Annotated in this window: 19 protein-coding genes; 11 read left to right on the top strand and 8 right to left on the bottom strand. The window is 66.8% G+C overall.

What is annotated here, in order from left to right; translation table 11 throughout:
- Positions 1–34 precede the first annotated feature (34 nt).
- Positions 35–1213: an aspartate aminotransferase family protein gene (locus SR882_RS04480; RefSeq protein ID WP_322522147.1), complete on the bottom strand. Its 1179-nt coding sequence runs from the start codon at positions 1211–1213 to the stop codon at positions 35–37.
- A gap of 565 nt (positions 1214–1778) precedes the next feature.
- Here SR882_RS04480 and SR882_RS04475 point away from each other — a divergent pair.
- The 4 genes from SR882_RS04475 to SR882_RS04460 are packed head-to-tail and all read left to right on the top strand — an operon-like array spanning position 1779 to position 5159.
- Positions 1779–3125: a TRZ/ATZ family hydrolase gene (locus tag SR882_RS04475; RefSeq protein ID WP_322522146.1), complete on the top strand. Its 1347-nt coding sequence runs from the start codon at positions 1779–1781 to the stop codon at positions 3123–3125.
- A gap of 29 nt (positions 3126–3154) precedes the next feature.
- Positions 3155–3883 carry a bifunctional 2-polyprenyl-6-hydroxyphenol methylase/3-demethylubiquinol 3-O-methyltransferase UbiG gene (ubiG, locus tag SR882_RS04470; RefSeq protein WP_322522145.1) on the top strand — a complete coding sequence of 243 codons (729 nt, stop codon included), beginning with the start codon at positions 3155–3157 and terminating at the stop codon, positions 3881–3883.
- Entirely contained in the window at positions 3883–4581 is a 699-nt protein-coding gene (locus tag SR882_RS04465) for an HAD-IA family hydrolase (protein ID WP_322522144.1), read from the top strand. The genes ubiG and SR882_RS04465 overlap by 1 nt, the downstream gene beginning before the upstream one ends.
- The gene (locus SR882_RS04460) at positions 4578–5159 is read left to right on the top strand and encodes a hypothetical protein (RefSeq protein WP_322522143.1); all 582 of its coding nucleotides are present in this window, start codon (positions 4578–4580) and stop codon (positions 5157–5159) included. Before SR882_RS04465 ends, SR882_RS04460 begins: the two co-directional genes overlap by 4 nt.
- Positions 5160–5177: 18 nt before the next feature.
- Here the strand turns inward: SR882_RS04460 and SR882_RS04455 are convergent, their stop codons facing one another.
- Positions 5178–6359: a methyl-accepting chemotaxis protein gene (locus tag SR882_RS04455; protein WP_322522142.1), complete on the bottom strand. Its 1182-nt coding sequence runs from the start codon at positions 6357–6359 to the stop codon at positions 5178–5180.
- Between the two features lie 152 nt (positions 6360–6511).
- Between SR882_RS04455 and SR882_RS04450 the strand changes: the two genes are divergently transcribed.
- Entirely contained in the window at positions 6512–7387 is an 876-nt protein-coding gene (locus SR882_RS04450) for a phytoene/squalene synthase family protein (RefSeq protein WP_322522141.1), read from the top strand.
- Between the two features lie 69 nt (positions 7388–7456).
- Entirely contained in the window at positions 7457–8236 is a 780-nt protein-coding gene (locus SR882_RS04445) for an SDR family NAD(P)-dependent oxidoreductase (protein ID WP_322522140.1), read from the top strand.
- A gap of 12 nt (positions 8237–8248) precedes the next feature.
- On the opposite strand, the gene SR882_RS04440 is transcribed toward SR882_RS04445, so the two are convergent.
- The 5 genes from SR882_RS04440 to epmB form a co-directional block, all read right to left on the bottom strand.
- Positions 8249–9430, bottom strand: a complete 1182-nt coding sequence (locus tag SR882_RS04440; RefSeq protein ID WP_322522139.1) for a class I SAM-dependent methyltransferase — start codon at positions 9428–9430, stop codon at positions 8249–8251.
- Positions 9427–9873 carry a dihydroneopterin aldolase gene (gene folB, locus SR882_RS04435; protein ID WP_322522138.1) on the bottom strand — a complete coding sequence of 149 codons (447 nt, stop codon included), beginning with the start codon at positions 9871–9873 and terminating at the stop codon, positions 9427–9429. Before folB ends, SR882_RS04440 begins: the two co-directional genes overlap by 4 nt.
- A gap of 103 nt (positions 9874–9976) precedes the next feature.
- Entirely contained in the window at positions 9977–12073 is a 2097-nt protein-coding gene (locus tag SR882_RS04430) for an EAL domain-containing response regulator (RefSeq protein ID WP_322522137.1), read from the bottom strand.
- On the bottom strand, positions 12070–13713 hold the full coding sequence (locus tag SR882_RS04425; protein WP_322522136.1) for a hypothetical protein: 1644 nt from the start codon (positions 13711–13713) through the stop codon (positions 12070–12072). The genes SR882_RS04430 and SR882_RS04425 overlap by 4 nt, the downstream gene beginning before the upstream one ends.
- Before the next feature lie 139 nt (positions 13714–13852).
- Positions 13853–14785 (bottom strand): EF-P beta-lysylation protein EpmB, encoded by a 933-nt coding sequence (gene epmB, locus SR882_RS04420; protein ID WP_322522135.1) that lies wholly within the window; start codon positions 14783–14785, stop codon positions 13853–13855.
- 32 nt (positions 14786–14817) lie between these two features.
- Between epmB and efp the strand changes: the two genes are divergently transcribed.
- Positions 14818–15387: an elongation factor P gene (efp, locus tag SR882_RS04415; protein ID WP_322522134.1), complete on the top strand. Its 570-nt coding sequence runs from the start codon at positions 14818–14820 to the stop codon at positions 15385–15387.
- A gap of 11 nt (positions 15388–15398) precedes the next feature.
- Complete coding sequence (locus tag SR882_RS04410) at positions 15399–16388, top strand: EF-P lysine aminoacylase GenX (protein WP_322522133.1); 990 nt, start codon at positions 15399–15401, stop codon at positions 16386–16388.
- A 152-nt stretch (positions 16389–16540) separates the two neighbouring features.
- Here the strand turns inward: SR882_RS04410 and asd are convergent, their stop codons facing one another.
- Complete coding sequence (asd, locus tag SR882_RS04405; RefSeq protein ID WP_322522132.1) at positions 16541–17455, bottom strand: archaetidylserine decarboxylase; 915 nt, start codon at positions 17453–17455, stop codon at positions 16541–16543.
- Between the two features lie 125 nt (positions 17456–17580).
- Between asd and prmB the strand changes: the two genes are divergently transcribed.
- The 3 genes from prmB to SR882_RS04390 all read left to right on the top strand — a co-directional run bounded on the left by prmB (position 17581) and on the right by SR882_RS04390 (position 21627).
- On the top strand, positions 17581–18534 hold the full coding sequence (prmB, locus tag SR882_RS04400; RefSeq protein WP_322522131.1) for a 50S ribosomal protein L3 N(5)-glutamine methyltransferase: 954 nt from the start codon (positions 17581–17583) through the stop codon (positions 18532–18534).
- A gap of 217 nt (positions 18535–18751) precedes the next feature.
- Positions 18752–20029 carry an NAD(P)/FAD-dependent oxidoreductase gene (locus SR882_RS04395; RefSeq protein WP_322522130.1) on the top strand — a complete coding sequence of 426 codons (1278 nt, stop codon included), beginning with the start codon at positions 18752–18754 and terminating at the stop codon, positions 20027–20029.
- A 395-nt stretch (positions 20030–20424) separates the two neighbouring features.
- Positions 20425–21627, top strand: a complete 1203-nt coding sequence (locus SR882_RS04390) for a cupin domain-containing protein (RefSeq protein WP_322522129.1) — start codon at positions 20425–20427, stop codon at positions 21625–21627.
- The last annotated feature ends 4 nt before the right edge of the window (positions 21628–21631 follow it).

Genomic DNA, 21631 nt, shown 5'->3' with positions numbered 1-21631 from the left:
GCCCGGGCTGAAGCCCGGGACAGGCCCCGAAAACTCAGTTGGCCGCGTACCAGTCGCGGATGACGCCGATCACCCGATCGGCGATCAGGTCGGCCTGCGATTCACTCAGGATCAGCGGCGGCAGCAGACGCACCACCGAGCCGGCGGTGACATTGATCAGCAGCCCCTGCTCCAGTGCCCGACCGACCAGTTCTCCCGCCGGACGGTCGAGTTCGATGCCGATCATCAAGCCGCGACCGCGCACCTCGCGAAAGCCATCGAGACCGGCCAGCCCGTCGCGGATCCGATCAGCGATGGACTGGCCCAGCTTCTCGGCCCGCATGACCAGGCCGTCGCGCTCGATCACCTCGAGCACGGTCGCCGCCGCGCGGCAGACCAGCGGGTTGCCACCGAATGTCGAACCGTGACTGCCCGGTCCGAACAGGTCGGTGGCGCGACCGGCGGTAAGGCAGGCGCCAATCGGCACGCCGTTGCCCAGCCCCTTGGCCAGACTCATCACGTCGGGCAGCACCTCGGCCTCGTGCTGGAAGCCGAACCAGCGACCGGTGCGTGCGACGCCGGTCTGCACCTCGTCGACCATCATCAGCCAGTCTTGCTGGTCGCACAGGGCGCGCACCGCGGCCAGATAGCCGGTGGGTGCCGGGCGGACACCGCCCTCGCCCTGCACCGGTTCAAGCAGCACGGCGACAATTTGCGAGTCGTTCGCCACCTGCTCGAGGGCGGCGATATCGCCGTAGGGAACGCGCACGAAGCCATCCAGGAGCGGCTCGAAGCCCTTCTGAATGGCGGCGTTGCCGGTGGCAGCCAGCGCGGCCATCGTGCGGCCGTGAAAGCTGTGCTCCATGACCACGATCTTCGGGCTATCGATCTCGCGGCGACGACCATGCAGACGGGCTAGCTTGATTGCCGCCTCGTTTGCCTCCGAGCCGGAGTTGCCGAAGAAGACCTTCTCCATACCCGAGAGTGCCGCCAGCCGCTCGCCCAGGCGCTCCTGCCACGGAATGCCGTAAAGGTTGGAGGTGTGGATCAGGGTTTTGGCCTGGTCGCAATGGGCCTCGGCGATGTCCGGGTGGGCGTGCCCCAGACCGGTCACCGCGATGCCGCTCACCGCGTCGAGGTATTGCACACCCGCCTCGTCCCAGAGGTACGGGCCTTCGCCACGGACGAAGCGGACGGGCTGACGATTGTAGGTGGGCAGCAGAAAGTCGCTCACAGCGTTCCTCGAAAACCGATTTCGCCCGGGATTTCCGGGCGACACAAAACCAAAAAAGCGCTCCCCGGAACGACGAGCGCATTGAATCCATTGCGTTTTTGAGCCCCAGGGAAGCTCTGCACGAATGCCATGCCACTCTGGCTTGGCGAGTCGTTCGTGATCAAGGCGCGATGTCGCCGGCGTGCCGGTGGTCACGTCAAGACGTCGCAACGCGGGGCACGGGCGACTCGCCAAGCCCCGCAGGGCGCGCCTTGCGCCGGACATCTGCGGCGTTGCCGTCCTTGGAAAGGGAACCACCCTTCCGCGGCGGACGGTCGCCTTGCATCTGCCCGGCGCAAGGCGCGCAGAGCGATATGGCATTCGTGCAGAGCTTCCCCAACGAACAACGATGCGATCGGTCGAATCGATCAGTCTGATCGATCAACTCAAAAGTTCGGAGGGGCAAGTCGCTGAGCATACCATGAATCGAATCGATTGCGACAAAGGCGGCCACGTCGCCGCATGCTAGGCTTTGACGCCACCGAACACCCCTTTATTCACCCTCAACGGCACGTAGATTCCCGTCATGGCAACCGACCACTCGACCCAGATCCTCGCCCCCCGCTGGCTGATCCCCGTCGCGCCGCGCGACGAGGTGCTGGAAGACCACGCCGTCTGGGTCGCCGATGGACGCATCGAGGCGATCCTCACCCGCGAGCAGGCCCAACACCGCCGGCAGGCCAGCGATCATCCGGTCGAATGGATCGACCTGCCCACCCATGCGCTGATCCCCGGACTGGTCAATGGCCACACCCACGCGGCGATGAGCCTTATGCGCGGCCTGGCCGACGACCTGCCGCTGATGACCTGGCTCGAGGAGCACATCTGGCCGGTCGAGGGTCAGATGCTGGGCCACGACTTCGTCCACGACGGCACGATGCTCGCCGCGTTGGAAATGATCCGCGGCGGCACCACGACGCTCTCGGACATGTACTTCTTCCCCGAGGCGGCAATCGAGGCGGTGCAGGCCGCGGGCCTGCGCGGGGTGTTCGGCATCGTGGTAATCGATGCCCCCAACCGCTGGTCGGCGAATGCCGAGGAGGCGCTGGCCAAGGGCGTCGAGCTGGTCAACGACTGGCGCCGTCATTCGCGCATCGAGTTCACGCTCGCCCCGCACGCCCCCTACACCGTCGGCGATGCCGCGCTCGAGCGGGTGCGCACCATGAGCGACCAGCTCGACCTGCCGGTGCACATGCACGTCCACGAGACCGCCCACGAGGTCGAAGCGGCCGTCGCGGCGAACGGCGAACGGCCGCTGGCGCGCCTCGACCGGCTGGGGCTCGTCAACGAGCGCCTGATCGCCGTGCACATGACGCAACTGACCGACGCGGAGATCGACCGGCTCGCGGTCACCGGCAGCCACGTGCTGCATTCGCCGCAGTCCAACCTCAAGCTCGCCTCCGGATTCTGCCCGGTGGCGAAACTGCTCGAGGCCGGCGTGAATGTCGGGCTGGGCACCGACGGGGCGGCCAGCAACAACGATCTCGACATGTTCGACGAGATGCGCACCGCCGCACTGATCGCGAAACCCATCGCCAATGACGCCGCGGCGGTCAGCGCCCACCAGGCCCTGCACATGGCCACGCTGGGCGGGGCACGCGCCTTCGGTCTGGATGAGCGCATCGGCTCGATCGAGCCGGGCAAGCGCGCCGATCTCGTGGCGGTGAATCTCGACGAGCCGGAGACCCAGCCGGTCTTCGACCCGGTATCCACCCTGGTCTACAGCGCCTCGCGGCGGCAGGTCAGCGACGTCTGGGTCGACGGCCACGCGCTGCTGCGGGGCGGCCGGTTGCGCCAGCTCGACTCCCGGGCGATCATCGACCAAGCCAATACCTGGCGCGAACCGATCCGATGGGCCAAGCCCGCCGGCTGACGCAACGTTACCCATTGGCGGACCCCGCTATGACCTCGACCATCGACCGCGCTGACACCCCTTCGAGCGCCTCGCCCGACGAGCTGGCCCACTTCAACCGGCTGGCCGAGCAGTGGTGGGATCACGATGGGCCCTTCGCCTCGCTGCACGCGATCAACCCGCTGCGCATGGCCTTCGTCGAGACCCATAGCGATGCCGGTGACAGCCGGGTGCTCGACGTCGGCTGCGGTGGAGGGATACTTGCCGAGGCCCTCGCGCGCAGCGGGGCGACGGTGACCGCGCTGGACCTGGCTGAGGACGTCATCGCCGTGGCCCGCGACCACGCCCCGTCGTATCTGGACATCGACTACCGCGTCGCCGACGTCACCCGCTTTGCCCCCGAGCATGCCGGCGAATACGACGTGGTCACCTGCATGGAGATGCTCGAGCACGTCGAGCAACCCGCGCGCATCATCGAATCGCTCGCCGAGGCCGTCCGCCCCGGTGGCCACGTGTTTCTGTCGACGCTCAACCGCAACGCCAAGTCGTGGCTGCTGGGCATCGTCGCCGCGGAATACCTGCTCAACATGGTGCCGCGCGGCACGCACGACCACCGTCAGTTCATCCGTCCAGGCGAACTGGCGCGGATGGGGCGCGCTGCCGGGCTCAAGCCGATCGCCTCGACCGGGATCGTCTACAACCCGCTGACCCGCGAGTTCTCGCTCCACGACCGCGATCTCGACGTCAATTACCTGATGGCCTTCCAGAAGGACTCCTGATGCTGCCCGCCCCGCAAGCGATCCTGTTCGACCTCGACGGCACCCTGCTCGACACGGCACCCGACATGGCCGCCGCGCTCAACCAGTTGCGCGCCGAGCACGGACTCGCGCCCATGCCGTTCGCCGAGATCCGGCCCAACGTCTCCAACGGGGCGCGCGGTCTGCTGGGGATCGGGTTGGGCATCGGCCCGGATCACGACACCTACGACCAGCTGCGTGATCGGTTCCTGGCCCTCTACGCGGCGGACCTGGCCGTGCACACCTGCCTGTTCCCGGGCCTGGAAGCGCTGGTCGACTCGCTCGAGCAACGCGCCATGCCCTGGGGCGTGGTGACCAACAAGCCGGGCGGGCTGACCCATCGGCTGCTCGAGGCGCTGAAGCTCGAGCCGGCGGTCGTGGTCTGCGGCGACGAACTCGAACGGGCCAAACCCCACCCAGACCCGCTGCTGTTCGCGGCCGGCAAACTGCGGCTGCCCCCATCGACGATCTGGTACATCGGCGATCATGAACGCGACATCATCGCCGGCAACGCCGCCGACATGCCGACCATCGCCGGACGCTGGGGCTATCTCGACGGCGAACGGCCGATCGAGGCATGGGGCGCCACGCTGGTGATCGATCACCCCGAGGAGATCGCCGGCCTGCTCCCTGGATCGGATCTCCACGCGGCGAATCCCGACGCGGTGGATGCCAAATGATTCCGCGCGTCACCTCCCTGCTCGCCTGGTCGGTGGACGCCCGTCTGCGCAATGCGCCACTCACCCCGGTCACGACCCCCGAGGACATGGGCGATCTGATCGCCTTCTACCGCGATCGCCTCGCCGCCTTCCGCCCGCCCTGGTTCGATCGCCTGTCCTCCACCGACCAGGCCCGCATCGACGGGCTGATCACGGCCGTGCTGCTGGTCGATGGCTGGCTGGACGCCGCGGCCGACCGGCAGGCCGGTCATGCGATGCGACTACCCGCCGACGAACTGGCGCAACTGGGGGTGACCGAGGCCCACTGGCAGGAGCAACGGGTCGATTTCGCCTTCCGGCGCTTCAACGAGCGCTTCGCCGGACGGATTCGTGGCGTGCTGCAGGGCGCGGCTCCCCTGGGAAAACCCTGGTTGGCCGGCTGGCGCTATCGACTGACGATCGTGCGGGTCGAGCAGATCCTGCGCGAACGGCAGGTCGACCCGTCGCTCTGGTTTCAGACCGAGACGGCCCGCTCGCCGATCGCCAAGGCAACCGCGGCAATCCGGATTGCCTGGCGCGTGATTACCGGCCGCGGTTGACGCCAGCGGTCCCGCCGGTCAAAGCCGGAAGCGCGCCACCTGACCAGCCAGCCGATCGGCCTCGCGGTTGACCGAATCGACGGCATCATTCGCCGACTGCATGGTCTCGGCGTTGCGCTCGACCACCTCGATCAGTGAATTCAGATCCGCGGTGAGCTGCTCGATTGCCGTCTGGTGACGCTCCCCGTGGCCGGCGGCCTCCTCGGTGAGCTTGACCGTATCGGCCACCGAATCAAGCATTTCGGACAGCCCGCCGGAAGCGGTCCGCAAGGAGCGCTCGGCATCCGCGGAATACCGACTGGCTTCCTGCATCTTGTCATCGGCGGCGGTCACGTCGCGCCCCAGTGATTCCATCACCAGACCGATATCCCGGGCGGCCTCGCCGCTACGGCCGGCGAGCTTGCGCACCTCGTCGGCAACCACGGCAAAGCCGCGACCGTGCTCGCCGGCACGGGCCGACTCGATCGCCGCGTTCAGTGCCAACAGGTTGGTCTGTTCGGCGACCGCATCGATGGTCGCGGTCATGCCGGCAATGCGGTCTCGGGCGGCCACCAGCGAGGTGATCAGCGCGGCGGTTTCCTCGACACGTTCCTGCGAACGGGTGATCGAGGCGACGCTCTCGCCCACCTGGCCGCGCGTCTGCTCGGCGCGCGACTGCATTTCACCGGCCTGGTGACCGGCCTCGAGGATGGCCCCGACCAGCCGCCCACCGCCGTCGGCCACCTCGCGGGCCTCGCCCAGGGTGCGCTCACGCTGCGCCTGAACCCGCCCCTGTGCCGTCATCACGCTGGAGACGCTTTCGTCGAGGCTACCGGCGGCCGCCGACAACGAATCGCTGCTGCGATTGAGATCGCCCATCTGGGCGTGCAGCTGGTCGATCATGCCGTTGACGCTGGTCACGATCTCGCCGAGCGAGTCGTGGCTGACGATGGTGCATTTCTGGGTGAGATTGCCGTCGCGCACGGCGGCGGCAATCCGCGCCAGCGACCCCATGCGGCGCAACAGGATCAGGTGGGCCAGGCCGTAGTTGACGAACCCCACTGTCAGTCCCGCGCCCAGACAGCCGACCACGAACCAGCCCAGCATGCCGTCGCGAAACTCGACGAAGAACGACGCGAAGACGGGAAAGATGGCGCCCATCACGATACCCATACCGACAAACGACCACTTGAGACGGCGCAGGAGACTGGGTTGATTCATCGTTCGGTATACCTTGCTCATGATGACGGCGGAGAGGATAGACAATCGGCCTTAGCCGGGATATCGGTCCCGGCGGGGAATTCTTGAGTGTTGACTCGACGCCACGATCGGCCATCCGGCGACCATCGGCCGAACTGGTAGAATCCCCGCCCATGAGCGCCGAATCTACCCGCCCCTCGGTCGAGCCCCAGCTGGCGGCCGCCGAATGCGAACGTCTGGCACGGCCGGTGGGCAGTGCCTTCCGGCTGGCCAGCCTCAAGCTGCCGCCCGCCCGGCAGCGGGCGGTGACCGCCCTGCGTGCGCTGGATGTCTCGCTGGCCGAGATCCCGGAGACCGTCAGCGAACCGCAGGTGGCCATGGCCAAGCTCGACTGGTGGCGCGAGGCGCTGCTGGGCATGACCCAGGGGCGAGCCGAGCACCCGGTGATCCAGTCCCTGGCCGCGGGACTCGAGGCGATCGGTCTGGGCGAGGAAGCACGCCGCGAGGACTCGCCACTGATCGCCCAACTGGAAGAGCGGTTGGGGGCGGCGCGCATCGAGCTCGAGTACGAGGGCTTTGCCGCCGAGACGGATCTCGAGGCCTTTCTCGACGCGCGCTACGCCAGCCTGTTCGCCCTGTACGGGCGGCTGCTCGACCTGCCCGCCGGGCAGATCGACGCCGCCGCCCAGCTGGGACGCTGGCACGGCCGGCTCGACCGGGCGCGGCTACTGGGCCGCCATGCGCGACTCGGGCGTGTCTACCTGCCACAGGACACCCTCAATCGCTTCGGGCTGGACGAGGCCGACCTGTACCGCGAGCCCGCACCAACGGCGCGTGAGGACCTGTTCCGCGACGAACTCGAGGCGATCCGATCCGGCCTGGACGCCTGGCCGGTGACCGGCCGACCGCCACGCCTGTTCCGCATCCTGCGTGCCATCGACCGCGAGCATCTGCGCCTGATGCAGGAAACGCCCGCGCAACTCACCGGCGGCCGCGTTGAAATCAGTCCCGTGCGCCAGTGGTGGCTTGCCTGGCGTGCCTCCTGGTAACCCAACCGAGTAACCCGGCCCCGCTCCTCCGACTCGAGGACCACGGGCTCACACCCCCGAGAATTCCCGATGACCGACTCCCCTTCCTCCGACATGGCCCGCGATGCGTCGACTGATATCTCGTTCGCCGGCCAGGTCGTGCTGATCAATGGCGCGACCGGTGCGCTGGGCACCGCCACTGCCCAGACGCTGGCCGCCCGTGGGGCGAGCGTGATCCTGCTGGGTCGCAAGCTCGATCAGCTCGATCGGCTTGCCGACGACATCAATCAGCGGGTCCTGCCCGAGGTGCCTACCGAGGCCCGCGGCGAACCCCCCGTGATCCAGCCAGTGGATTTCTCGGGCGCCGCGCCGGAGGATTACGCCACGCTCGTGGATGGGATCGAGCGGGCCTACGGCCGTCTGGATATGCTGGTCCATGCCATGGGCACCGCCGGTGAACTCGCGCCGCTCGCCCAGGCCGACCTGATGAAGTTCCAGGAGAGCCTGCACGTGAACCTGACCGCCCCGTTCGCGCTGACCCGCAGCGCGTGGCCGCTGCTGGAGCAATCGGACCGCCCGCGGGTGCTGTTCTTCACCGACCGCGGTACCGAGGCCTACGGCAGCGCCCACGACATCGCGCACGCGGGGATCGAACGGATGGTCCGGCAATGGGCGGCGGAAACGCCCAACGTGTGGATCACCGGCTTCGATCCCGGCGCGGTCAACAGTCGCCTGCGCCATGCGCGCTTCCCCGGCGAACTCAGCGAGGATCGCCAGCCGCCCTGCGCGGTCATGCCGGCACTCCTCGACTGGTTGGAACAGGGCGAGTCGGGTGCGGTGCGCCGATTCGAGGCGGCCGCGACCACCTGATCAAGACCCTGCTCAACCACCAAGGCGAAGCCGCATCACCCGGAAACGTTCACCCATCTCGGTGGGCATCACCAGCTCGCGGAATTCTTGCGCCAAGCGGGCCTGATCGGTCAGCGAGTCGTGTGCCTGCAGTTCCCGCTCGACGAGCCGAGGGACGTCGGTGCCCAGCAGCCACTGGGCCTGGCTGCGCTCACCGTCGATGGCGAACCCGGCCGCGCGCGCGGCCTGCTCGACCGCCTGGAAATCCACCCAGGCGGTAATGTCCTGCAGCCCCGGATAGACAAACGGGTCTTCATGGGCCAGATGCCGGTAGTGGCACTTGAGCGTGCCCTCGTTGCGATCACCGCGGTAGATATCGGCGGTATGGCTGCCGTAGTCGAACAGGTAGACCCAGGTCTCGCCACCGGCGCCGAGCGCCGCGCGCATCTCGCCCAGCCAGTCGGCAAGATCGGGGCTGTATTCCGCCAGCACCGTCTCGCGCGGGGTGACGATCGGCCGCTCGATGCGCGCGGTGATCGCCTCGACCGCCGCCTGCAGCGGGGCGTCGGCCGGCTGCGTCTGCCAGACGAATCGCTGGCCATCGAACCCCACCAACAGGCGCTCGGCCGTTTCCGGCTTGCCCGGCCACCAGCGAAAGCGCTCGACTGGCATGGCATCGAGCACCTCGTTGGCGACCACGATCCCGCCCGACCAGTCCAGCTGCGACCAGGCATCGATCCAGCGCACCCGCTCGACCACCGCGGGCGGCAGCGACTCGCGCAGGTTTCCCGCCTGACGGGCAGCCAAGGCCGGGGAGATCTCGAGGATGGTGTAGCGCTCGGGCAACGCGTCGTCCGCGGCCAGCCGTTCGAGCAGATCGATGGCCAGCCGGCCGGAACCCGCGCCAATCTCGAGCAGCTCGCCACCCAGATCGGCCGACCGTGCCTGGCGCCACTCGTAGGCCAGCCCGGCAGTGAAGAACCGCGAGCGCTCCGGGGCGGTGATGAAATCGCCCCCCGCACCGAAGGCGACCTGACCGCTGCCGTAATACCCCAGCGTGGGGTGATAGAGGACGGTGGCCATGTAATCGGCGAACGGGATGGGCGCGCCATGCATCCCCTCGACGAGTTGCTCGATCAGCTCGAGGCTCTTGGCCTGGTCGGCCGCACTGGGTGTCGGCAGCTCGAAACCCTCCTGGCCTGCCCCGGCGCTCATGCGCCCTCCCCGGCCGCCGCCTCCCGGGTCATGTCGCTGGCCATGTCGCGCGTGATCTCCACGCCCACGCCCGCCGCCTCGGCCAGGGCGTGCGGCTTGATCGCGCGCATCGTGACGCGACGGACCGGGAATTCGGCCAGCAAGGCCTGACAGCAGCGCTCGGCCATGGTCTCGACCAGCTGGAAACGGCCCTCGCGGGCGATCTCGGTGACACGCCGCGAGACGGCCGCGTAGTCGACCGTCTGGTCGATGTGTTCACTGATCACCGCCTGCCCGAAAGAGTCGACCTCGAGCACCAGGTCGATGCGCACCGGCTGCGGCGTCTCCCGCTCGGCGGGCAGGATGCCGATGATGGTCTCGAACTCGAGTCCCTGCACCAGGATCCGGTCGGTGGACAGCGTGGTCGGCAGGGGCGGGGCAAGCGGCTGGTCGGCGTCCGTCACGGCGTCGGCTCTCGGGTGTGAATGAAGCACCCGGACGCGTGCCGGGCGGCGCCAATGGTAGCCCGGATACGGCCCCTTTTGCAGCGCAGACCGGTGCCGACGTTCAGAACTGCGCGAAATCGAACTCGAGGCTTTCCTGCGGGGCCTGGATGAAATCGCCCTGCACGAAGTCCACGCCCATCGGCCAGAGGACCTGCAGGCTGGCCGCGTTCTCGACGTTGGGCACAATCACCGCCATGTCTTCCTGCTTGGCGTGTTGCACCACCTCGCCGACCCGTTCCTGGTTGGCGGTTTCCTGGGCGAAGTTCTCCAACAGCGGCCGGGCGATCTTGATGGTCGAGACCGGCAGGTGATCCAGGATGCGGAAACCGTCGTCGCCGGAACCGCCGAACCCGTCCAGGATCAACTCGCCGCCCAGCGGGTGCAGGGCCTCCTGCATGTCAGCCAGGTGTCGCAGGGCGTGACCGGCCTTGTCGACCGATACCTGGATGGCGAGCAAGGTATCCGGCAGACGGGTCATCTGCAGCCGCTGAGCGAGCCACTTGGTGAACTCGGGGTCATGGAGCGAGGCGTCACTGATGCGGATGTAGAGCTTGGGCTTCTCGCCGTTCTTCACGCCATTGTGGATCTGCTTGACCGCCGAGAGCACCACCCAGCGGTCGATCGACTGGATCAGCTCGCCTCGTTCGGCCTGCGAGAGGAATTCGGCCGGCGAGATCAGGCTGCCGTCCTCGTCGAGCATGCGCACGAAGACCTCGTAGCGACTGATCTCTCGATCCCCGGTCAGCGAGACGATCGGCTGGAACACCAGCGAGAAGCGACTCTCGCGCAGGGCCGTCTTGATCTTGCGCGCCCAGGCTTCGTCCTGCTCCCGTTCCGTGGCGGTCTTGAGATCCGGTTCGTAAAGGCGCGACTGGTACTTGCCTTCCTGAGCGGCGCGGTTGGAGGCGCGCTCGACCCGGTCGACCAGTTCGGCGGCATTCGGCGGGGAGTTCTCGTCGAGCACCAGGTAGCCGGCCGACGTCGAGACGGTCACCGAGGTCGTGCCCTGGGTATAGACATACTCGCGGGCAAGCCCGTTGAGCGTGTCGGCCAGCTCGGCGGTGCGGTGGCGGTCGAGCCGTCCGAGCAGGATCAGGAAGGAGAACGCCCCGTGGCGGGCCACCAGCCCTTGTCCCCCGACCCGCTCCTCGACCTTCTTGCCGAATTCGGTCAGCAGGTTGTCCATGCCGGTGGTGCCGATATGGCGCTTGATCTCGTCGTGGTTGAGGATCTCGAACAGCAGCAGCGCGCCGGTGTCCTCCTCGTCACCATTGACGATCTCGCCACGTCGCGCCTCGATCTGCTCGAACAGGTAGTTGCGATTGTAGAGCCCGGTGAGCAGGTCGCGGCGGGCGAAGTATTCAAGTTGCTCGGAGATGTCGGCCACGTCCTCCTTCACCTGGGTGGCAAAGATCTGCAGGCAGGGCTCGCCATCGAAGGAGGCGGAGGTACTGTGGATCCGCACCTCGATCTCGTGACCGCCGTTGGTCTTGAGGGTGAAAGTGTCCTCGGCGTCCTCGGTCTTGAGAAAGGCCTTCAGGCGCTGGGCCGAATCGCCAGCGGCCAGATCGAGAATCGGCTCCTCGCGCAAATCGTCGATGCTGGCAAAGCCCATCAGGTCGAGGTACGACTGGTTGGCGTAGATGTGCAGCCCGTCCTGCAGGTAGGCGACCGCCTCGGACGAGCCGTCGATCAGCTTCTGACAGCGCAGCTCGGACTTCGACAGCTGGGCCGCCTTGCGGTCGCGATCCTGGTAGAGCAAGGCGAAGGCCACGGCCCGCGTCAGCAGCGGCTCGACCAGCGACTCGTGCGTGATCACCGACAAGGCGCCGGCCTCGAGAAACGCCTCGATCTCCTCGACCCCGCCGACGTCGTCATAGACAACCACGGGCACCCCGGCAAGCGCCGGCTCACGGGCGACCAGCTCACGGAGCGCGGTCAGCATCTCGAGGGCATTCGCCCCGTACTCGATGTAGATGATGTCGATCGGGGTACGGGTGATTTCATGGCGCGCGGCATCGAAATCGGCCGCGTTGTGCACGGATGCCTGCAGACCGGCATTGCGCAGTTCCCCGCGCAGGGAAATCGAGTCGTTGACCGAGCCGATGATGTGCAGGATGGAAAACGGCGTGTTTTCGACGGTTTCGACGGGCGTCACGAATTGCCTCCCTTGTCAGGGCTTGTCTCCATCACGACCAGATGGGAACCCACCATCACGATACGCTCCAGGTTGATGTGCGTGTCCGCGCCCTGCTCGCGGATCACGGTCACGCGACGTCCGCGGTCGGCGAGATCCGGCGGCAGGATGAGTCGATCGATCCGTTCCCCCTCGATGCGCGCAAGCACGGGCCAGGTTCCAGCGGTGTTCGGCGTCTTCCCGGCCGGGTGCGCGAAATACGCCATCCAGTCCCCCGGCAGACGCTCGACGCCCATGTCGATCGTGCGATTGTCTTCATCGAGATGACGCACCCAGCGGATGACGCCTACCCCGATCACGCCGGCCAGGCCATCGACTTCGGCCTCCGGATCGCGCTCGATCAGGATCAGCTCGTCGACTGCCGCCCGGCTGTTGCCGGCCAGACGCCAGTGCAGCCGCAGCCCGCGCTCGGAGAGGTTGACCACGTCCCAGGTTGCCGGCTCGTTGAGGCGCGGTGGCGCCGCGCGACCGTCGGCATCCGGCATGGCCTCCCAGTCGACGTCGTCGCGACTGCCCGAATCGATCTCGAGCTTGAAATCATGGATGCTCGGCCCGTCCTTGACCTGGCCGTGTACCGGTCGCTCCAGCCCCTCCCAGTCCAGCCCCGAAAAGGTCAGGTGCTGCGAGGCGCGCAGGCTGTAGAGCATGTCATCGAGCAGGCGGTGATGCACGCTGTGAAAGCCGATCGTGATCAACGATCGCTCACCGAGCTTCTGCTCGAGGTGATCGTGACGGCGCGCCTCGCGCGACGTCAGGAAAAACTGCAGCTGGCGCAAAAAGCCCCGCAGGGCGACGCGACACTCGGCGTCGAGTCCTTCGATGGTCTCGCGCCGATAGAGGGCATCGACCCCGACGTACACGGCGCCATCCGGGTTGGCCCTGCCCCCGCTGATGGCGATGTGCGGCGCGAGTCGACCGGTCATGTCGACGAAGCGGGCCGATCCGGTCGGCCGGTCGGCGGTGATTTCCACCGCTTTTCCCACTTCGCGCAGACAGGGATAGAGCACCGCCATCTCCTCGACGGTCAGCGCATAGGGGTTGACCATCCCCAGGAGCAGCACGGCCACGTAGACATCGCGCACCGCGCTCCAGGCCTCGGGTTGAGACGCCTCGAGGTCCCGGCAGGCCGCCCGCGCGAACTGGTGCAAGTCCGCGTATAGCGGCTGCGGCACACCCACATAAAGCTGATAGCAATCGAGGATCAGCCGGGCGGCCCACTCCACCCGCTCCCGATGAGCCGTCGCCTGCGCCTGATCGACCTCGCCGGTTTGTGCCAGGCCCAACCGCAGGTTGGCCAGCGATTGCGCCGCTCGATACAGGGTAAACAGTGCCGAAAGTTGCCCACGTGCCTGCACCGAAATGGGCAGCGGGCTCTGTCTCAGACTGCGGCGCAAGCTCTTGGCCGTGCGATCGACCTGCGGCTCGAGCCGAGCGATCAGATTGCTCAGGGCCTCGTCACTGATCTCCTCGAGGTCGGTCCGACCGAGAAAGCCGGCCAGCAGGCTGGCCGCCTCGGTCGGGCCAACGAGAGGGACCCTCTCGAGCAGGGTCTCCAGGTCATCCACGGCGTCTGACCGGGAAGGCTGAGATGAATCGGTCATCGACGAACTCCTTATCTCGCCCCGCGCGGGGTGTTTCTTCCTTGTGCCCTGGCGAATCGCGACGGGCATCTGATCATACTGTATTCAATGCCACCGCCCGAATCCACGCCTGACGCGCCAGCGGCGCGATCAGCCCCGCTCAGCCAAGCGGCGTCTTGCTGGGCTCGCCGGCCTGTTCGACCACGAACCGCGGCACGAGATAGCCGGGCAGGCGGGCACGCAATGCCTCGATCCGTTCCCGACCCACCTCGACATCGACCGCAAAGTGGGCGGCACCGGCCACCGGATCGAGCTGGTGCAGGTAATACGGCAACACGCCCTGCTCGAACAGCGACTCGGACAGCTCGGTGAGCACATCGGTGTCGTTGTTCACGCCCTCGAGCAGCACCGCCTGGTTGAGCAGGGTGACGCGCGCCTCGCGCAGCCGCCGGAATGCCTCGGCACTTTGGGCGCCCAGTTCCCGCGGATGATTGACGTGGGCGACCAGCACCACCTGGCCGGGAAAGGCGGCCAGCAGTTGGCACAACGAGTCGTCGATCCGCTCGGGCGAGACCGTGGGAATCCGGCTATGGATACGCAGGCGGCGCAGGTGGGGCAACGCGGCCAGACGCTCGACCACCGCCGCGAGGCGCCGGGAGCTGAGTACCAGCGGATCGCCGCCGGAGAGGATCACCTCGGTCATTTCCGGGTCGGCGGCCAGGTACGCGAGCGCCTGCTCGAGCGCCTGCTCGTCGAGCCGCTGGTCGCCGTAGGGGAAGTGGCGCCGAAAGCAGTAGCGACAATGCACGGCACAGGCGCCCGTCAGCACCAGCAGGGCCCGGCCGCGATACTTGTGCAGCACGCCGGGCACCGCATTGGCCGCGAGATCCCCCACCGGGTCGGCATCGAATCCGGGCACCTCGAGCGCCTCGCGCGGGTCGACTCGAAACTGGAGCGCGATCGGGTCGCCCGAGTCGCCAGAGTCGATCTGCGACTCGACCAGCGGCGTGGTCAGCTCGACGAAATCGGCATCCTGACGAGCCGCCGCGGCAGGCTGGGACGATGACGGGTTATCGGGTATGATCGCGGCCATTTCCAACGACTTCGATTGACTTACAGGTTCCCATGGCTAGTTACAGCACCAATGAATTCCGCGCCGGCCTCAAGGTCATGCTCGACGGCGATCCGGCCAATATCGTCGAGAACGAGTTCGTCAAGCCCGGCAAAGGGCAGGCGTTCAACCGGACCAAGCTCAAGAACCTCAAGACCGGCAAGACGATCGAGCGCACCTTCAAGTCGGGCGACTCGCTCGAGGCGGCCGACATCCATGAGCAGGAAATGCAGTATCTCTTCTCCGACGGCGAGGAGTGGCACTTTATGGACCCCGAGTCCTTCGAGCAAATCATGGCGACCCAGGAGGCCGTCGGTGACTCGGCCCAGTGGCTCAAGGAACAGGACATGTGCCAGGTCACCCTGTTCAACGGCGTGCCGATCCAGGTGCTGCCGCCCAACCACGTCGAGCTCGCGGTAGTCGAGACCGACCCGGGCCTGCGCGGCGACACCGCCACCGGCGGCACCAAGCCGGCCAAGCTCGAGACGGGCGCGGTAGTCAAGGTGCCGCTGTTCATCGAGGAAGGCGAGGTGCTGCGCTGCGATACCCGTACCGGCGAATACCTCTCGCGCGTCAAGACCTGATCCATCGCGACGTGACCGAGCCGGAGCAGGAGACTTGGCGCCCCGGCGCCAGTGCGGACACGCTCCGCCAGCGCGCCCGGCTCAAACGCCGGCTGCGCGAGACACTGGACGCACGCGACTGGCTGGAAATCGACGCCCCGGTCCTGATCGACAGCCCCGATTTCGAGCCGAATATCGCCCTGTTCCGGGCGACCCTCCCCGACGGCATCCCGGCAGGCTCCCTGCACAGCTCGCCCGAGCTGGCAATGAAACGCCTGCTCTGCGCCTATCCCGATCTGCCCGGCGCCTATTACCTCGGCCCGGTCTTCCGCGCCTTTGAAGCCGGACGGCGGCACAACCCCGAGTTCACCATGCTCGAGTGGTACGACAACGGCGCCACGCTGGAGACGGCCATCGACACCACGCTCTCCCTGATCCAGACGGCCAGAGCGGCCCTTGGGCTGTCACCGGCAGCGGTCGAACGTCACGATTACGGCGCGCTCTTCCACCAACACTGCGCCCTCGACCCCTACCACGCCGACACCGACACCCTGGCTCAGGCAGCCGGGCATAACGGCATCGATGTTGCCGACCCGGCCGACATGGCCCGCGACGACTGGCTGGACTTGCTGATGAGCCTGGCAATCGAACCGCGGCTCGACCCGTCGTCGCTGACGGTGGTAACGGGCTACCCGGCCAGCCAGGCGGCGATGGCACGCCTCCAGACCTCAAGCTTCGAGGGTCGGGAGATCCGCACGGCGGCACGGTTCGAGGTCTACGGCGGCGGGCTGGAACTGGCCAATGGCTACCACGAGCTCGTCGACCCTGACGAGCAGGCCCGCCGCCTGGGCGTGACCGACGCCCACGGCCCCTCACCCAGCCAGCAACGCTTCCTCGCGGCCCTGGCCCACGGCCTGCCCGAGTGCAGCGGCGTGGCCATGGGCGTGGACCGGTTGCTGATGTGGCTGACGGGGGCCGAGGATATCGACGCCGTGCTGCCGTTCTCGGCGCGACGGGTCTAAAGGCAGCGACGACCGCGCCGGTTGCATCCGCCCCGGCGGCTTCGATTGCTGGTTTCCCGCCTTCGCGGGAATCCAGCGATCCGCGGCACCACGCTTAAAGCCGTTGCCAAATCAATCGAGGCCAGACACGTCAGAGCGAACCGAATGAAAACCTAGCTTTCGGCCTTCGCCTCGCCCTCGTCACCGGAACCGGCCGCCTGCAACCGCTGCCCCAGCTTGATCGGCACCTCAGCCTGCCAGGCCGTGTCCAACTCGACGCCCTTGGGCGCCAGCAGGATCACCGTCGAGCCCATGTTGAAGCGCCCCATCTCGGCACCGCGCTCGAGACGGATCGACAGACCGGTGTCACCGCCATACGTCCACCGACCCATCTGGCGCTGCGGAGTGGGCGTGACCAACCCGGCCCAGACGGTCTCGATCGCCGAGACGTTGATCGCCCCGACCAGCACCATCGCCATCGGCCCGTCGGCGGTGTCGAACAGGCAGACCAGCCGTTCGTTGCGGGCGAACAGCCGCGGCACTTCGGCAACCGTGCCGGTCGAGACCGAGAACAGGCGCCCCGGCACGTGGATCATCTCGCGCAGGGTGCCGGTCACCGGCATGTGGATGCGGTGATAGTCCGAGGGCGAGAGGTAAAGCGTCGCGAACGAGCCGTCCTTGAACGGCTCGGCCAGCGACTCGTCACCGCCGAGCAGTTCGGTGGCCGTGTAGGCTCGGCCCTTCGCCTGGAAGATGTTGCCCGACTGGATGTGACCGATCTGACTGATCCCCCCGTCGACCGGGCTGATCCAGGTGCCGTCCGCGCCGTCGATAGGTCGCACCCCCTCGGCCAGCGACCGGGTAAAGAAGGCGTTGAACGTCGGGTAGTCGGCCGGATCGGTCTGGGCCGCCTCGCCAAGGTTTACCCCGAAGGCCTTGACGAAGCGCCGGATCAGCCACGCCGTCCAGGGCGCGCGCCAACGCGTCACCCGGAACACCAGCCCGGAGATCAGGTGGTGCGGCAGGACGTACTGGATGCGCGCCCACAGGCGCGACTGCCATTTCACGGTATTGTTTGGGCTTGTCATGTTACCTCGTGTTGGCCTGAATAAGGGCCGGGCTCTCCCGGCATCGGTCGCTGTGAAGGTACTATTGTGCCAGAGCAGCGATTGCACCATACGCCCTTCCACACGCCTTCCCGATGAGCCACCGAATGAGCCACGCCCACGACCCGTCCGATGCGCCCAAAGCACTCGGCAACCACGACCACCTCGAGACCATCCTCGATTTCGTCCGCTGGGCCGCCAGTCGCATGGACGAGCACGGCGTCTTCCTCGGTCACGGGACCCTCAGCTACCTGGACGAGGCCGCCTGGCTGGTGCTGGAAGGGCTGCGGCTACCGCCTGATCTGGGGCATGACTGGTGGCAGGCGCACCTGACCAGCGAGGAACGCAGCACCGTGGTCGAGTTGATCCGTCGTCGCTGCCTCGACCACACCCCCACCGCCTACCTGCTCAACCGGGCCTGGTTCCTGGGCCAGCCCTACTACGTCGACGAGCGCGTGCTGATCCCGCGTTCGCCATTCGGCGACCTGATTCGCGAGGACTTCAAGGGCCTGCTGGCCCGCAATCCCGCACCGCAACGCCTGCTCGATATCGGCACCGGCTCGGGCTGCATCGCCATCGCGCTGGCCGAGCATTTTCCCGAGGCGAACGTGGTGGGCAGCGACATCGATTTCGGCGCGCTGGCGGTCGCCTCACACAATGTCGCCGACTACCAGCTCGCCGAGCGCGTCGAACTGATCCAGTCCGACGGCTTCGACCAGCTCCTGGATGCCGATGACAAGCCGCTGATCTTCGACCTGATCGTCAGCAACCCGCCCTACGTCGACCCCGACGAGGCCGAGGACCTGCCCGACGAATACCACCACGAACCGGCCAGCGCCCTGTTCGCTCCGGACCAGGGCCTGGCGCTGGTCGAACGGCTGCTCGACCAGGCAGCCAAACATCTCGCGCCGGGCGGTTGGATCTTCGTCGAAATGGGCAACGGACGGCACTGGTTCGACCAGCGCTGGCCCGAACACCGCGGCCTGTGGGTCGATCTCTCACCCGCCCCGTCATCGATCGTTGGCTTTCCCTGCGAACAGCTGGCTGATTGGCGCGGCTGACGAAACGTCGACGAGCTTTGCCACCGGATTATTGTTTCCTAATACGGCTTTTCAGACGAAAACCCACGTTGATTCATTGGCTTGAAGAGCAGCCACCCCACAAAATTGCATTCCTTGTAAACCAACCCTTGTTTTTCACCGTCCACGGGGGAACAATCGGGTCGATTGGTATCGATGCCTGTCAGGGGTCGATCATCACGAACAGGGAGAGCACGTCATGGCACATATCGTCATTCTGGGCGCCGGCATCGGTGGCCTTCCCGCCGCCTACGAGGCCCGCGAGGCACTCGGCGATGAACATCGGATCACGGTGATCAACGCCGAGCCTTACTTCCAGTTCGTACCGTCGAACCCCTGGGTGGCCGTCGGCTGGCGCAACCGCGACGACATCACCTTCCCGATCGCCCCGTATGTCGAGCGCAAGAACATCGACTTCATCGCACAGAAGGTCGATCGCATCGACGCGGAGGCCAACCGCCTCGATCTCGCGGACGGCGAGACGGTCGACTACGACTACCTGATCATCACCACCGGCGCGAAGCTGATGTTCGACGAGGTGGAAGGCGCCGGCCCGCACGGCGGCTACACCGAGTCGGTCTGCACCATTGACCATGCCGAACAGGCCTACGACGACTTCAAGCGGCTGGTCGAGAACCCGGGCCCGGTGATCGTCGGCGCCATGCCCGGCGCGAGCTGCTACGGCCCGGCCTACGAATACGCCTTCATCCTCGATTCGGCGCTGCGCAAGAAAAAGATCCGCAACAAGGTGCCGATCACCTACGTCACCGCGGAACCCTACATCGGTCATCTCGGCCTGGGCGGCGTGGGCGATTCCAAGGGCATGCTCGAGTCCGAGATGCGCTCCCACGACATCAAGTGGATCACCAACGCACGGACCACGCGCGTCGAAGACGGCACCATGCACGTCGAGGAGCTCAACGACAACGGCGAGGTCAGGCAGACCCACGCCCTGCCCTTCAACCATTCGATGATGCTGCCGGCCTTCAAGGGCGTCGATTGCGTGGCCAACGTGGATGGCCTGTGCAACCCGCGCGGCTTCGTCCAGGTTGACGACTACCAGCGCAACCCCAAGTACAAGAACATTTTCGCCGCCGGCGTGGCCATTGCCATCCCGCCGATCGAGAAAACCCCCGTGCCCACCGGCGCGCCCAAGACCGGCTACATGATCGAGTCGATGGTCACGGCGATCGTGCACAACATCCAGGCCGAACTCACCGGTGAGGGCGAGCCGAATTCCAAGGGCTCCTGGCAGGCCATCTGCCTGGCCGACTTCGGCGACCGCGGCGCGGCCTTCATCGCCCTGCCCCAGATCCCGCCGCGCAACGTCAACTGGTTTGCCGCCGGGCGCTGGGTGCACCTGGCCAAGATCGCCTTCGAGAAATACTTTATCCGCAAGATGAAAAAGGGCACCTCCGAGCCGCTGTACGAGAAGTACATCATGCGGGCAATCGGCCTGAACCGGCTGGAGAAATAGACCCACCACCCAAGGCCAAAGCCCACGACGGCGCACCCTTTTCGGTGCGCCGTTTTTCATTGCCGTCACCCGGACGACACACCCACGCCCTCCTTCTGGGTCTTGCCGGCTACGCCTCCACCGCAAGCACCCCCAAAACCGTCATTCCCGCGAAAGCGGGAATCCAGTGACCGAAGCCACCAGAATTGACGGATGGCCACCACGCCCAAGGACTCGGATAGGTTTGGCTTACCCGACACACCGGGGCACACAGCCATGGATTCCCGCGTCCGCGGGAATGACGGGATGAAGAGACCGTAACCTGGCGCTGTCCATCCCCACGCGACCAACCACTCTCTCCCTTCCTCCTTATCCGTTAGACTTGACCATACGCACTCAATCGCAGGGAAACGGCCATGACCGCATCGACGAACACCCCCATCGATCAAGTCCTCGGCGATCTCTCCGTCGAGACGTTCCTGCGCGACTACTGGCAGAAGAAACCGGTACTGATCCGCGGCGCCTTCCCGGGCTTCGACAGCCCGATCGCCCCGGAGGAGCTGGCGGGACTGGCCTGCGAGGCGGACGCCCCGTCGCGCCTGATCCTGGAGCACGGCGAAAAGCGCGACTGGCAGATGAAGATGGGGCCGTTCACCGAGGAGGACTTCCGCAACCTGCCGGACGACGGCTACTCCCTGCTGGTCACCGACTGCGAGAAGCTGGTCCCCGAACTGATGGAAATCGTCGAGCAATTCCGTTTCGTGCCCGACTGGCGCATCGACGACCTGATGATCTCCTACGCCCCACCGGGCGGCTCCGTGGGCGCGCATATCGACGACTACGACGTCTTCCTGCTGCAGGCGCACGGCCAACGCCGCTGGCAGATCGAGAATCCGCCCGTGCATACCGCCTATCGCGAGGGGCTGGATGTGCGCATCCTGGCCGAGTTCGAGCCGACCGACGAGTGGGTGCTCGAGCCGGGCGACATGCTCTACCTGCCGCCCGGCATTCCGCACCACGGCGTCGCCGTCGACGACTGCATGACCTGGTCGATCGGCTTTCGCGCGCCCACGCAGGCCGACCTGGTCGGCGGGGTCTGCGACCGACTGGCCACGCTGGCGCCGGAAGCGCGCTACCGCGACCCGGCGCTTTCTCCCGGCGACAATCCGGGCGAACTCGATGCAGCCACCCGCCAGCGACTGCGCGACTGGGTGCTCGAGGCGATGACGGCCGATGCCAACCAGCTCGACCGGCTGATCGCCGAGACGCTGACCGAGCGCCCCGTCGACCATGCCGATCTCTACCCGCGCTACCACGAGGAAGAGATCGTCGGCATCCTCGACCACCTGCACGAGATCAGCGAACTGCAGCGCACTCCGGCCTCGCGCTGGCTGCTGCTCGAGCCGAACGGCGATGACCCCGGCCATCTCTGCATCGACGGCCAGAGCCACGCGCTCGACGCCGAGTCCCTGCCGCTGGCGCGCCTGCTGACCCGGCACGTTCACGTGCCCGGCGAGGCGCTCGCCGAACGGGCCAGCAACGCCAGCGCGCGCATCCTGCTGGAAAAAATCCTCACCGCGGGCCAGCTGCTGATCCCCGACGAAGACGAACAAGACTGACTAG

It is taken from the genome of Guyparkeria halophila (assembly GCF_034479635.1).
Classification (GTDB): domain Bacteria; phylum Pseudomonadota; class Gammaproteobacteria; order Halothiobacillales; family Halothiobacillaceae; genus Guyparkeria; species Guyparkeria halophila.
Note: the sequence above shows the minus strand (reverse complement) of the source record. Positions and strands in the feature narration are given on the sequence as shown.